The organism is Rhizobium sp. AN68, from assembly GCF_030758035.1.
GTDB lineage: Bacteria > Pseudomonadota > Alphaproteobacteria > Rhizobiales > Rhizobiaceae > Agrobacterium > Agrobacterium tumefaciens.
Map to the genome: position 1 here is coordinate 741,033 of NZ_JARWMI010000003.1, position 13,226 is coordinate 754,258.

Sequence of the window (13,226 nt, forward strand, 5' to 3'; positions counted from 1 at the left end):
CTTTCGGCCCTCTCGTAAAGTCAGGCGCTCTTCTTGAAGTAGCCGAGCAGCCGCATGGCATTGGCGGTGACGAGAACCGTAGCGCCGGTGTCGGCGAAGACAGCGAGCCACAGGCCGGAGAGGCCGGTAACCGTTGTCACCAGGAATACCGCCTTCAGGCCGAGCGCGATCGTTACGTTCTGGTGGATATTGCGCATGGTGGCGCGCGATAGGCCGATCAGGCGGGCAGCATCGCCGACATTGTTGCGCATCAGCGCTGCATCCGCCGCTTCCATCGCCACATCCGTGCCTGAGCCGATGGCGACACCGACGCTTGCAGCCGCGAGGGCGGGCGCATCGTTGATGCCGTCGCCCACCATCACCACGGTTTTCTTCTGGGCAAGCTTGCGGATTTCCTCGACCTTGTTCTGCGGCAGGAGTTCGCCGCGCGCTTCAAGTCCCAGCTTGTTGCCGATTGCCTTTGCCGTGCGGGCATTGTCGCCAGACAGCATAAGCGAGGAAATACCCATCTCCTTCAGTGCCTTGATGCCTTCTGCCGCATCCTTGCGCGGTTCGTCGCGCATGGCGAAGAGACCGCTCGCCGCTCCCTCGGCCATGACGACAGCCACGGTCTTGCCTTCGCTTTCCAGTGCGGAAATGCGCTCTGCAAGTTCCGTCGATACGGTCCCGACTTCGGTTGCAAAACGCGGCGCGCCGATGAACAGGCGCTTGCCGCCGACGGTGCCCTGCATGCCACGACCGGAAATCGCCTTGATCTCCGAGCCGGGCAGGGGAGTTACGCCTGCCTTGTTGGCATGGTTGACGATGGCTCTGGCAAGCGGATGGCTGGACTCGTTCTCGATGGTCGCGGCTTGTGCGATCAGCCCGGCCTCGTTGCCGTCAAGAGCCACCACATCCGTCACGACAGGTTCGCCGAGCGTCAGCGTGCCGGTCTTGTCGAAGGCCACGGTTTCGGTGCGTGCCAGCATCTCGATAACCGCACCGCCCTTCACCAGCATACCGTGCCGTGCCGCAGCCGAAAGGCTGGAGGCGATGGCAGCCGGAACGGAAATGACAAGTGCGCAGGGGCAACCGATCAGAAGCAGGGCGAGACCGCGATAAATCCAGGTGTCCCAATCGCCAAGGCCCACAAGCGGCGGCACGACGATGGTAAGTGCGGAAATCGCGACGATCAGCGGCATGTAATAACGCGAGAAGTTCTGGATGAAGCGCTCGGTCGGGGCGCGGGCGTCCTGTGCTTCTTCAACGAGCGTGATGATGCGGGCAATGGTGTTGTCTTCCGGCGCGCGGTCGACCCGAATGCGCAGCGAACCATCATGGTTGATCGAACCCGCAAAGACGCGTGCGCCTTTTTCCTTGGCGACCGGAATGCTCTCGCCGGTCATCGGCGATTCGTCGACGCTGGATTCGCCTTCCATCACCACGCCATCGGCGGCAATGCGGTCGCCCGGACGCGCCACGACCACCTGTCCGATGCGAACCTTATCGGCGGCCACCTGCCGGAGCGTACCGTTTTCTTCCACCAGTGCCGTTTTTGGCAGCAGGGAACCGAGAGCCTTGATGCCCGAGCGGGCACGTGCGGCGGCAAAGCCTTCCAGCAACTCGCCAACGGAGAACAGCAGCACGACGATCGCCGCTTCTTCCGCCTCGCCAATGATGATGGCGCCGATGGCGGCAATCGTCATCAGCATCTCTATGGTGAAGATCGCCCCGAAACGCGCGGCGTTGAAGGCGTTGCGCGCAATGGGAAACAGCGTGACCAGCGTTGCGACGATGAAGGCGTAACTGCCCCATGCCGGGAAGCCAAGCTCCGCCGCATAGGCAACGGCCACGAGAATGGTGCCGGTGAAGGTGTTGCGCGCCTTGGCGGTGCGCCACCACACGCTTTTTTCATCCGCGCCATGGGCGTGGCCTATGTCGGCGCTCTGCGCGACGGTTTCAACGCTCCCGCGGCTATGCGCGTGCTTCGCATCGTCATGATGGTGGCCGCCGCAGCTTGAATGGTCGTGGTCGGCGTGGTCATGGCTCGAATGGTCGTGGCCTGAATGATCATGTTTGTGATCGTGATCATGGCCGTGATGACCGCCGCATGATCCATGGTCATGGTCGTGCGCATGATCATGATTATGTTCTTCGACCTTGCCAAGTGCGGTTTTTTCCTGCGGCAGCAAGGCAGGCTTGAAGCCGAGCTTGCGCAGCGTGTCCTCGATCTTGTCGACCGGGGTTTTGTTATCTGCCAGAGAAAGGTTCAGCCTTTCGCGCGCAACGGATACCTTGACGTCGGCAACACCGGGCAGACGGGAGAGCGCGGTTTCAATCTTGGCCGCGCAGCTGCCACAATCCATGCCGCCGACAGAGAAGGTCAGGGCATTGTTCTGCTCGATGCTCGGTGCTGCTTCCGCATGGTGATGACCACAGCACGATGAATGGTCATGATCATGCCCATGATCGTGATGTTCCGCCGCAATCTTTTCGCGCGGAGCCTTGTCCTGCGGCAGCAAAGCGGGCTTGAAGCCAAGTTTGCGCAGCGTATCCTCGATTTTTGCGACCGACGTTTTGTCTTCCGCCAGCGAAAGGTTCAGCCTTTCGCGCGCAACGGAGACCTTGACGTCGGCAACGCCGGGCAGGCGGGAGAGCGCCGTTTCGATCTTCGCCGCACAGCTGCCGCAATCCATGCCGCCGACCGTGAAGGTCAGGTCTCCTGATTCCCCGTTCAAACTGCCGCGTGTCGAAATATTCATGGTTCTAGCTCCTGAATTCCACTCGACAGCCAATCTGGCACCTCTAGCAACTAGAGGTTCAAGGGCAAAAATGCGCTTTTCCGATTTTTTTGAAAGGCACACACCAGCCTCGCGCCAGCCGCGCAATGCATCATGCCTTCAAACTTGGTTTCATGAAGCGGTTCAGATGACAGCACTCCTATTGAAAAACTGCCGCCGGGCGGCCTCGCTGGCGGTTATTGCGCTGCTGCCTTTCCTGAGCGGCTGCCTTTTCGTGACGGATACGAGCCGGATGAACCCGGACGTCTTCGTTCAGGAAACGGCGCCGGTGTTCAATTTCAATTCCGTAAGCTCCAATCGCCAGCCGGAACTGCCACCACAGCCGGGTCAGCTTTCCACGCGCCCGCCGGATCTGTTTAGAACCCGCTTCCATCAGGAATACGGTCCGCCGGTGCGCGGGCAGGGCCTGAGCGCGCCGCAGGTGCAGGGATTGAATGTGCCGCAGGCGCAAGGTCAGGCGATGGCCTATGGCCTTCCGGTCTCCAATCCGCTGCACCGGGTCATGTATGGCCCGATTCGCGATGACGACCGGTCCCTGCCGCCCATTCCCTATGGTCGCATCGATCCGCGTTATCTCCGGCAGGAGGTGAGCTACCAGACAGCGGAAGCGCCGGGTACAATCGTCGTGGATACGAAGCAGCATTTTCTCTATCTGGTGCAGCCGGGCGGCAAGGCTATCCGGTATGGCGTTGGCCTCGGGCGCGACGGTTACGCCTGGTCGGGTCGCGGCAAGATCCAGTGGAAGGCGAAATGGCCGCGCTGGACGCCGCCCGACGAAATGGTCAGGCGCCAGCCGGAACTCACCTCCATTTCCGCCGCCAATGGCGGCATGACGCCGGGTCTCAACAACCCCCTCGGCGCGCGTGCCCTTTACATTTTCAAGGACGGCAAGGACACGCTTTACCGCGTGCACGGAACGCCCGACTGGCAGTCCGTCGGCAAGGCAACTTCGTCCGGCTGCGTGCGCATGCTCAATCAGGATGTGATCGACCTCTACGAGCGCGTACCGAAGGGCGCACAGATTGTGGTTATCTGACCACTTTCTAAAAGAAAGCGCTGCATCGTGGGGTTCCCCCAGCGCCTTCTGACTGGCTTTTAGCGGTCGGTTAACTATTTTCGCAATACGCCTGTGTACGTGGAACAAACGATGTACAACGGCGATATAGCCGTTCGAAATGTGGGACAATCCGGCCTTATGACAAGCACCGACACAGATCTTTCCAGACGCACTTTCCTTTCCCTTCTGGGTATTTCCTCCGCTTCGTTGCTGGCGGGCTGCGCTTCTTCCGGCACGGGTGAAGCCATTCGCCAGCAGGCGAGCAGCATCGGCAGCGATTTCCGCCAGATGTTCTCGTCGGGCGTTAGCGATGCGGAACTGGCCGTCATGTACGGTTCGGTCGAGGATGGCGGTTACGTCATTCCCGCGGTTCCCTATCAGAAGATCGACCGGCGTTATTATCGTCAGCGCGTAGTCGATCCGACCGGCGAACGCCCCGGCACCGTCGTCGTGGATACGCGCTCGCGTTTCCTCTATGTCGTGGAGCAGGGCGGCAGCGCCATGCGTTACGGCGTCGGCATCGGCCGCGATGGTTTCGCCTGGTCCGGCGAAGGCGTCATCCAGTGGCGCCAGAAATGGCCGAAATGGACCCCGCCGGACGAAATGGTCGCCCGCCAGCCGGAACTGGTCAAATATTCTTCCAAGAACGGCGGCATGCCACCGGGCCTGAAAAACCCGCTCGGCGCCCGCGCGCTCTATATCTTCCAGAACGGCAAGGACACGCTTTACCGCCTGCATGGATCGCCGGAATGGAACTCCATCGGCAAGGCCGTCTCTTCCGGCTGCGTACGCCTGATGAACCAGGACGTCATCGACCTCTATGACCGCGTGCCGCAGAAGGCGCGTGTGGTTGTTTGGCAGTAAGCCAAGCCTGTTCGGATAAAAAGGCGGCCTTGTGCCGCCTTTGTTTTTTCGGGGTCACGGCCGGGCGATATTTTCCTTCAGCGCATTCACCTGGTCGCGCAGCTGCACCAGTTCCTCCAGCCCGCAGCCCGTGGCGTCGCCGATTGCCGCCATGATCTTCACGCCCTCCTTTTTGAGATCGGCGCCCTTGGGCGTTACGGCCACCAGCACCTGCCGCTCGTCAACAGTTCCGCGTTTGCGGGTGATCAGCCCGGCATGTTCCAGCCTTTTCAGCAACGGCGAAAGCGTGCCCGAATCGAGGCCCAGCATTTCACCGAGCGCCTTGACGGTGGAGGTTTCCTTTTCCCACAGAGCCATCATGACCAGATATTGCGGATAGGTCAGGCCGATCGGGTCCAGCAGCGGCTTATAGGCGCGGGTGAAAGCGTGCGCCGCGCCGTAAAGGGCAAAGCATATCTGCTGGTCCAGCCTCAACAGGCTTTCCAAATTGGTGTCATCGCTCTCTGCGCCCATTGTTCTGCTCCAAAAATCAACCGGGAAGGGAACAATCAGCCCTGCCTTTCGGTTCCTGCCACATGGATGCGCGGCGAAATTTCGTGAAATTATCGCAAAAACAATTTTTTATTCAATGTGCAAAATTATATTGCGCACAATTGAATTGCGCATTATAGGAAACCCAACACCAACCCAACGGGAGTAAATGCCATGCCTATTCTCTACACGACCAAAGCATCCGCCACCGGTGGCCGCGCCGGCAACGCCAAGTCGGAAGACGGCGTACTCGACGTAACGCTGACCGTTCCGAAGGAACTCGGCGGCGATGGCGCCCGCGGCACCAATCCGGAGCAGCTTTTCGCAGCCGGTTATTCCGCCTGCTTCCTCGGCGCATTGAAGGCTGTCGCCGGCAAGCAGAAGGTAAAGATTCCTGAAGACACGACTGTGACGGCAACCGTTGGCATCGGTCCGCGCGAAGACGGCACCGGCTTCGGCATCGAAGTGTCGCTGAAGGTCAACATTCCCGGTCTTGAGCGCGAAAAGGCAGAAGAACTGGTAGCCGCCGCCCACATCGTGTGCCCTTACAGCCACGCCATGCGCACCTCCACGGAAGTGCCGGTCTCTGTGGCCTGACCCAGCAAGTTCCAGCAGCAAGGCCGGGTTAATCCCCGGCCTTCTTGTTTATGGAAAGAAAAGTGCTATATTCTTTCTAAGGAAAGGATATATGCCATGAATATTCACGCCAAGACCGCCATGGATCCTGCTTCGCAGGGCAGGGTCGTCACCAAGGCCGTTATGACCGCTGCCGAGCGGCTGGGCCTTAATGCGGCCCGCACTGCGGATATTCTCGGTGTTTCCGCCCCGACGGTGTCGCGCATGAAGCGGCTCGATTTCCTGCTGGAGCCGGGCGCCAAGTCTTTCGAGCTTGCGGTGCTGCTGATCCGGGTTTTCCGTTCGCTGGATGCAATCGCCGGCGGCGACGAGGCGGTAGCCAAAAACTGGCTGCGCAATCACAATACGGCGCTTAACGCCGTGCCTGCCGAGAGGCTCACCACCATTACCGGATTGATCGATGTCCTCTCCTATCTGGACGCCCGACGCGCTCCTGTCTGAAAAGCGCGCCGCATCGGGAAAATACTGGCGATTGGTGGAAGCGCAGCATCAGGTTTCCACCATGAAGCTGGTGGATACGGTGGAGGAGCAATCGCTGCTGGAAGATATTCTGGAGGCGAGCAAGCGGCCCTTTCCGCCGGAATGCGCCGGGCTCGATTATCTTCTTGCCACGCCCTTCCGGTATGGCGCGGCCTATCCCCATGGCTCGCGTTTCCGCCGGGCTGGCTTTACCGAAGGCGTTTATTACGCCGCAGCCAAGGTGGAAACCGCGCTTGCAGAAATGGCCTTCTACCGGCTGCTGTTTTATGCGGAATCTCCCGGCACACCGCTGCCTGCCAATCCCGCCGACTATTCCGCCTTTGCCGCCCGTATCGCCACCGATGCGGCGCTGGACCTGACGCAACCGGAATTGAACCGGGACGAGGCGCTGTGGGCCGACCTGCAGAATTACGAGCCATGCCAGGCGCTGGCCGAGCAGGCGCGTCTGGCAAAGATCGAGGCGATCCTCTACCGCTCGGTGCGCGATCCCGCAGGCGGCCTCAATATCGCGGTGCTGTCGCCGAAAGCCTTTGCCGAAAAAATGCCGGTGGAACGGATGAGCTGGCGCATCCGCCTGTCGAAGACCGGGGTGCAGGCACTGTGCGAATTTCCGATGCGCAGAACAGGGTTTGCGGTCGCGGATTTTTCCGGCGATCCACGCCTCGCCAGCCTGCTGGGCTGACGGGCGTTTCGCTTGTTTTATTCTCAGCCCGTTTGACGGGCCTCATGCCGACGCGAAAAACGCTTCGGGATCATCGACTTCCACCAGCCTGCGCTTGTCGATCAGCCAGAAACGTGTCCCGACCGCCCGCACGAAACTCCTGTCATGCGAGACGAAGACGCAACTGGCCGAACGGTTGATGATTTCCGCCTCAAGCGCTTCCTGCCCATCTATATCAAGATGGTTGGTGGGCTCGTCCAGCAGGTAGAAATTCGGTTCCGCCAACCGCAGCGCCAGCATGGCGAGCCGCGCCTTCTGGCCGCCGGAAAGCGTTGCGATCCGACGTTTCTGCATTTCCATGTCGATACCGGCACCCGCAAGCAGGCCGTGTATGCGCTGGTCGCCAATGTCGAAGCGGCGGGTCATGAGCGCAAATGGCGTGCTGTCGTCGTCGATTTCGGCAAGCGACTGATCGACGTATCCGGCCACCAGCGAAGGCGTGGCCTTTATGCCGTCCTGTATTTGGCCTTCATCCATCACCGCCGCTTTCAGAAGCGAGATCAGCCGCGTCTTGCCGACGCCGTTGCGGCCGAGAATGACGATGCGGTCGCCCTGGTGGACAAATTGCCGGCCGGTGCGAAACAGCAATGTCCCGTCCGGCGTCGAGACCGGCACATCCTCCAGAGTGACCAGAACCTTGGCATGGGTACCGCGATTGGCGAGCTGGATCTTGCCGGCGGAGCGCTCGCTATGTGCTGGGCGCGCATTCTCCTCCAGTTTCTCGGCACGCTGTCGCAATTGCTTGGTCTTGACGGTCAGAAGATCGCTGCCCGAATTGATGCCGATATTGTTGAGCTTGGCGGCCTGCCGGCGCAATTGCTGCGCGGTTTTCATGTCGCGCTGGAAACGCCGCTCATCGGCGGCATCCTCCTCTTCGAGTGCCGTGCGCGCATGGCCGTAAGGCAGCCGGAACAGCGCCGAATTTTCCGGCCGCAGGAACAGCGTGGTCTTCGTGACATTGTCGAGAAAGGCGCGGTCATGGCTGACGATGACGACCGCCGTGTCGCGCGGCAATTGACCGAGCCAGCTTTCCAGCACGTTGATTTTTTCGAGGTCGAGATGGTTGGTCGGCTCATCGAGCAGGAGAACGTCAGGCTCGGTGATCCACGCCCGCGCCAGCATGGCAAGTCGCTGCCAGCCACCGCTCAGTTCTTTCAAATGGCGATGACGATAGGGTTCCGGCACCAGCATGGCATCAAGAATAATGTCGGCGCGCCAGCTCTCATTGTCGATCTCATCCGCCGGCAGGGCGGAAAGCACGGCGTCCCGCATCGTCTTTTCCAAAAGCGGGGAGGGCAGGTGCTGGTGGACGATGGACTGCGTCAGCCCGCGCAGCCGGGTGATATCACCGCTGGTAGCGTCCAGTTCACCGGCAAGGCAATTCAGCAGGGTGGATTTGCCGTGGCCATTCGCAGCGACGATGCCGATGCGGTCTCCGGCATTCACGGTGAGGCCAAGATTGGAAAAAAGCGGCTTTCCCAGAATGATTCCGAGGTTTCGAAGCGTGATAAGGGTCATGAAATTGTCTCTGGCAAAACGGATCTGTGACGAACCGTGGTCTGCGACAATGCAGTACGGGATATCGGTTCGAGGTGATCCGTCGTGAAAACATGCGCAACGGCAGACAAGCTGCATTCTGCGCGGCCTTTCGGGCAAACCAGAGTTTTGGTGTTCCGGTCAGCCCTGCAAACGCGTCTGCAGGGCAAAAAGGTGGCAGATCTGGCGGTTGCGCCAGAAGCAGGAAATATCCATGCGAAGCCTCCTTTCTTGATACGTGTTCAACCATCCAACAATTAACAGTGGCAGGGGTTCGAGGCAATGGCTTTTGAAGAGGAGGGTGGTGCCGGAGAATATGGCGACCCGCATTCTCCAGCCCTCAAGCGCGGCGCCCTTACTGTTTTGCCACGCGCTCGCGCAGTTTTTCCACATGTTCGGCCATTTCAGGTGTCACCGCGTCGCCGAAATCCTCCATTTCGAACATCGGGCGGATTTCGATTTCGCTGCGCTCCAGCATCGGGTTGGGGCAACGCTTCACCCACTCCACGGCCTCATCCATGTCCTTCACCTTCCAGAGCCAAAAGCCGGCAACCAGCTCGTTGGTGTGCGGGAAGGGGCCGTCGATCACGCTACGGCTGTCACCGTCGAAAACAACTCTCTTGCCTTTGGAGGAAGGGTGGAGGCCATCACCGGAAAGCATGATGCCGGCATTGACCAGTTCCTCGTTGAACTTGCCCATGGCTTCCATCAGTTCGGTGGTCGGCATTATGCCATCCTCGCTGCTGCGGGTGGCCTTTACGAAAACGATAACACGCATGGTTTCCTCCCTTGTTGCGTCTTCCTCGTTAGTTTCGCCGTCCGGCGCGACGGGTAGATGACATTTTTACGGGTAAAAGTGGCTATATGCCGCTTTCCCGTCAGCCAAGATCAATGAGGTCGCGGCGCAGCCGGTCGGGGTCGCCGCTGCCGATGCGGGCCTCGATTTCGGCGTGGGTCTGTTGCCAGATGGGGAAGGCGGCGGTGAGTACGGCCATGCCTTCCACCGTCAGCCGCAGCCGCTTGCCGCGCTTGTCCTTTGGGTCTTGCTCGATACTGACCAGCCCACGCCGCTCCAGTGGCTTCAGCGCTGCCGTCAGCGTCGTGCGGTCCATCGCCAGAAGATTGGCGACCGGCCCCATCGGCGGCGGCTCCGGCCGGTTGAGCGACATCAGCAGGGAAAATTGGCCGTTGTTGATGCCCACGGGCTTCAATGCGTTATCGAACAGCCGCGCCAGCGCCCGCGCCGCACGTTGCGCATGCAGGCAAAGACAGGAGTCCCGCACTAAAAGAGTTGCCGAAAAAGGAATCACACTGGTGTTTGACATGGACTATATATGTTGATATCAACGTAATTAGTCAAGCGGAACCTGTCGCCTTGCTGATGGTTTTCCTGGCTTTCAATGCAGCCACAGGCGGCGCCCACCATGGAAGCGGAGCGGTGCCGTGGTGAAAGACGGATCCAAGGAGGAAAGATCATGTCTCATCCCGTCGTTTCGAATGAGGAGTGGCTTGCGGCCCGCCGCGATCTGCTGGTGAAGGAAAAGGAATTGACCCGCGCGCGCGACAGGCTGAACGAGGCGCGCCGCGCATTGCCCTGGGAAGAGGTGACGAAAGATTATATTTTCGACGCGCCTTCCGGCCCGAAATCGCTGAAGGAACTCTTCGGCAATTGCAGCCAGCTCATCGTATACCACTTCATGCTGGCGCCCGACTGGGGAGGAGGGCTGCACCGGCTGTTCCTTTTTCGCCGACCATGTCGATGGTGCGATGGTTCACCTGAAGCACGGCGATGCGGGTTTCGTTGCGGTCTCGCGCGCACCGCTCGAAAAGATCGAGGCCTATAAAAAACGCATGGGCTGGAAATTCCCTTGGGTCTCGGCCAACGGCAGCGACTTCAACTATGATTATCAGGCCTCCTTCCGTGATGAGGATATCGAGAGCGGGGCGATCACCTACAATTACCGCGAGATCGAGCCGATGGGCGACCTGAAGGACCTGCACGGCGTCAGCATTTTCGCCAAGGGCGAGGACGGCAGGATTTACCATAGCTATTCCGCCTATGCCCGCGGCATGGAAGAGACGCTCGGTACATTGATGCTGCTCGATCTGGTGCCAAAAGGCCGTAATGAAGAGGGTGTAATGGATTGGGTGCGCCGGCACGACCAGTACGAGGACGAGCCCAAGGCCGCGTCTTGCTGCCACTGAAATAGGACGAGGAGGAGGAGACGACAATGGAAAATGCCAAGCCGCAGAAGGAACACGCGTTCCTGGGCAGGATCGTCGGCGACTGGGTCATGACCGCCAGTTCCGGGCATGAGGGATACGATCCCGATGATCCCGCCCAGCGGTTCACCGAAACCGTCAGCTCCATCGGGGGGCTGTGGATCATCGGGCACGGCACCGGCAAGATGCCTGACGGGACGGAGATGACGGCTGTCATCACCGTGGGTTTCGACCCTGCCAAGGGCCATTTCGTCGGCACCTGGGTGGGGTCGATGATGACCAATCTCTGGGTCTACAAGGGCTGGCTGGAAGACGACGGCAAGACCCTGACACTCGAAGCGGAAGGACCGGCCTTTGACGGTTCCGGCCGCATCGATACCTATCGCGACGTGCTGGTGCTGCATGACGACAATAACCGCAGCTTTTCCGGCAGCGTCCGGCAGCCGGATGGCAGTTTCAAGACCTTCATGACATCGGAGTTCCAGCGCAAGGCATGACGCCCCGCCGGAATTTGCCCGATCACGCCGAATAATGCGCTGCCGCGTCCTGCGGCGGCCGATCGCCAGAAAAATGACGCCATAACCCCGGAGAGATTCAATGTCCGATACACACGGAAAATTCATATGGGTTGAACTGATGACGCCTGAGATGGAGCAGGGTGCCCGCTTCTATGGTCATGTCGCCGGCTGGCAGACCAAGGATTTCGGTTCGCCGGAAATGCCCTATCTGGTGCTGGAAGCCGATGGCAAAGGCATGGGCGGCATCATGGAATTGACCGAAGAACACAAGGGCCAGGGCATTCCTCCCAACTGGACCGGTTATGTCGGCGTTGACGATGTGGACGCCACGGCAAAACTTTTCGCGGAAAAGGGCGGTTCGGTCAGGCGTCCGCCGCAGGATATCCCGGAGATCGGCCGTTTCGCCGTGGTGGCTGATCCTTCCGGTGCGGTTCTGTGCATCATGACGCCGCTGCCGATGGAAACCGGCGGTTTTCCGCAGGAGACGCAGAACCTGCCGGGTCACGTTGGCTGGTACGAACTTGCCACCAACAATGTCGACGACGCCATAGCCTTTTACGGTGAGGTCTTCGGCTGGACCAAGGACCATGATTTTGACATGGGCGCAGAAATGGGCCCGTATCGCATCTTCGCCCATAACGGCAAGGTCGTCGGCGGCATGATGAAATGTATGGCGGGTGCGCCCACCTGTTATTGGGGTTATTATTTCAACGTCGACGGCATCGATGACGCCATCACCCGGGTCAGTACCGGTGGCGGCAAGGTCGTCAACGGCCCGATGGAGGTTCCCGGCGAGAGCTGGATCGTCAATTGCCAGGACCCGCAGGGCGCTTTCTTCTCGCTGCTGTCGCAGAAGAAGTAACCCTTCTGGGCTGATATACCGATCTGCCGGAGGCTGCTCCGGCAGATTACCGGTTTCTCGGTAGCCGAACGTGATCGATAAAGGCGCGGAGCTTCGGCGCAAGATGACGTCGATTCGGATAATAGAGATAAAAACCCGCAAAAGTCGGAGAATGGTCCTCCAGCATGGAAACAAGCTGGCCGCTCTCCAGGTAGGGACGGAAGGTCTCTTCCATGCCGAATGTGATGCCGGCGCCGGCACAGGCCAGCTTTATCATCAACTGCATGTCGTTGGTGGTGAAGTCCGGCTGGACAGCGACCGCGAATTCCCGGCCGTTTTCGGCAAATTCCCACCGATATGGCGCCACGTCCGGACGAGGCCGCCAGCCGATACATTTGTGATGGATCAGTTCGCGCGGCTGCGTCGGTAAGGTGACGCGATCTCGATATTGCGGGGAACAGACGGCGAGCTGCCGCTGCGGCCCGGAAACCGGAACGGCAATCATATCCTGCGCGATCAGCTCCCCCAGACGCACGCCGGCATCGTAGTGTTCGGCGACGATATCGAATTCCTCGTCCGTCACGACAATATCGAGTTGCACTTCCGGATGGATTTCAGCAAAGCGCGCCAGTAATGGCCCGGACAAGAAGCGCTCCGCTATCGAGGAAACAGCAAGCCGCAATTGCCCCCGAGGCGTTCCACTCAGGGAAGAGGCGGCCTGTGTCGCTTGCATGAGGTTGGAGATGGATGGCGAAACATCGGCGTAAAGCTGTTGCCCCGCTTCCGTCAGGCTGACGCTGCGCGTTGTGCGCTGAACGAGCGCTATCCCCATCGTTTCTTCAAGCCTGCGGATGGTCTGGCTGACGGCTGACCGTGTTACGCCGAGCCTGTCCGCAGTAGCCCGAAAATTGCGTTCCTCGGCAACCATGCAGAAGGTGGAAAGCGCGTTGAGATCAACATTCATTGGTTAGTAAATCTATCCATGGAGGTTATCATTGAGGTAATTATCACGACAATGGCAAAGCTTTATCTTTCCTGC

Annotated in this window: 13 protein-coding genes and 1 pseudogene; 8 read left to right on the plus strand and 6 right to left on the minus strand. The window is 59.8% G+C overall.

Annotation, left to right across the window (positions count from 1 at the left end; translation table 11 throughout):
- Positions 1-20 precede the first annotated feature (20 nt).
- Positions 21-2,741 (minus strand): heavy metal translocating P-type ATPase, encoded by a 2,721-nt coding sequence (locus RBH71_RS16600; protein ID WP_003511898.1) that lies wholly within the window; start codon positions 2,739-2,741, stop codon positions 21-23.
- A gap of 166 nt (positions 2,742-2,907) precedes the next feature.
- Here RBH71_RS16600 and RBH71_RS16605 point away from each other — a divergent pair, with 166 nt between their 5' ends.
- Positions 2,908-3,816: a L,D-transpeptidase gene (locus RBH71_RS16605; protein WP_003511899.1), complete on the plus strand. Its 909-nt coding sequence runs from the start codon at positions 2,908-2,910 to the stop codon at positions 3,814-3,816.
- A gap of 159 nt (positions 3,817-3,975) precedes the next feature.
- Entirely contained in the window at positions 3,976-4,701 is a 726-nt protein-coding gene (locus tag RBH71_RS16610) for a L,D-transpeptidase (RefSeq protein WP_013635657.1), read from the plus strand.
- 54 nt (positions 4,702-4,755) lie between these two features.
- Here the strand turns inward: RBH71_RS16610 and RBH71_RS16615 are convergent, their stop codons facing one another.
- Positions 4,756-5,214 carry a MarR family winged helix-turn-helix transcriptional regulator gene (locus RBH71_RS16615; protein ID WP_003511901.1) on the minus strand — a complete coding sequence of 153 codons (459 nt, stop codon included), beginning with the start codon at positions 5,212-5,214 and terminating at the stop codon, positions 4,756-4,758.
- Between the two features lie 192 nt (positions 5,215-5,406).
- On the opposite strand from RBH71_RS16615, the gene RBH71_RS16620 reads away from it, so the two are divergent.
- The 3 genes from RBH71_RS16620 to RBH71_RS16630 all read left to right on the plus strand — a co-directional run bounded on the left by RBH71_RS16620 (position 5,407) and on the right by RBH71_RS16630 (position 7,030).
- Entirely contained in the window at positions 5,407-5,829 is a 423-nt protein-coding gene (locus tag RBH71_RS16620; RefSeq protein ID WP_003511906.1) for an organic hydroperoxide resistance protein, read from the plus strand.
- Positions 5,830-5,925: 96 nt separating this feature from the next.
- The gene (locus tag RBH71_RS16625; protein WP_003511907.1) at positions 5,926-6,309 is read left to right on the plus strand and encodes an MbcA/ParS/Xre antitoxin family protein; all 384 of its coding nucleotides are present in this window, start codon (positions 5,926-5,928) and stop codon (positions 6,307-6,309) included.
- Positions 6,269-7,030 carry an RES family NAD+ phosphorylase gene (locus RBH71_RS16630; RefSeq protein ID WP_013635658.1) on the plus strand — a complete coding sequence of 254 codons (762 nt, stop codon included), beginning with the start codon at positions 6,269-6,271 and terminating at the stop codon, positions 7,028-7,030. The genes RBH71_RS16625 and RBH71_RS16630 overlap by 41 nt, the downstream gene beginning before the upstream one ends.
- Positions 7,031-7,072: 42 nt before the next feature.
- Here RBH71_RS16630 and RBH71_RS16635 read toward each other — a convergent pair whose 3' ends face one another.
- The 3 genes from RBH71_RS16635 to RBH71_RS16645 all read right to left on the minus strand — a co-directional run bounded on the left by RBH71_RS16635 (position 7,073) and on the right by RBH71_RS16645 (position 9,930).
- Complete coding sequence (locus RBH71_RS16635) at positions 7,073-8,587, minus strand: ABC-F family ATP-binding cassette domain-containing protein (RefSeq protein ID WP_003511912.1); 1,515 nt, start codon at positions 8,585-8,587, stop codon at positions 7,073-7,075.
- Between the two features lie 373 nt (positions 8,588-8,960).
- The gene (locus RBH71_RS16640) at positions 8,961-9,383 is read right to left on the minus strand and encodes a YciI family protein (RefSeq protein ID WP_003511914.1); all 423 of its coding nucleotides are present in this window, start codon (positions 9,381-9,383) and stop codon (positions 8,961-8,963) included.
- Positions 9,384-9,483: 100 nt separating this feature from the next.
- Positions 9,484-9,930, minus strand: coding sequence for a MarR family winged helix-turn-helix transcriptional regulator (locus RBH71_RS16645; RefSeq protein ID WP_019564141.1), 447 nt, complete (start codon positions 9,928-9,930; stop codon positions 9,484-9,486).
- Positions 9,931-10,080: 150 nt separating this feature from the next.
- Between RBH71_RS16645 and RBH71_RS16650 the strand changes: the two are divergent.
- The 3 genes and pseudogenes from RBH71_RS16650 to RBH71_RS16660 all read left to right on the plus strand — a co-directional run bounded on the left by RBH71_RS16650 (position 10,081) and on the right by RBH71_RS16660 (position 12,208).
- Positions 10,081-10,810 (plus strand): annotated as a pseudogene (locus tag RBH71_RS16650) (DUF899 domain-containing protein).
- A gap of 26 nt (positions 10,811-10,836) precedes the next feature.
- Complete coding sequence (locus RBH71_RS16655) at positions 10,837-11,325, plus strand: DUF1579 domain-containing protein (protein WP_003511919.1); 489 nt, start codon at positions 10,837-10,839, stop codon at positions 11,323-11,325.
- A gap of 100 nt (positions 11,326-11,425) precedes the next feature.
- Positions 11,426-12,208, plus strand: coding sequence for a VOC family protein (locus RBH71_RS16660; protein WP_003511920.1), 783 nt, complete (start codon positions 11,426-11,428; stop codon positions 12,206-12,208).
- Positions 12,209-12,254: 46 nt separating this feature from the next.
- Here the strand turns inward: RBH71_RS16660 and RBH71_RS16665 are convergent, their stop codons facing one another.
- Entirely contained in the window at positions 12,255-13,151 is an 897-nt protein-coding gene (locus RBH71_RS16665; protein WP_003511921.1) for a LysR family transcriptional regulator, read from the minus strand.
- Between the last annotated feature and the right edge of the window lie 75 nt (positions 13,152-13,226).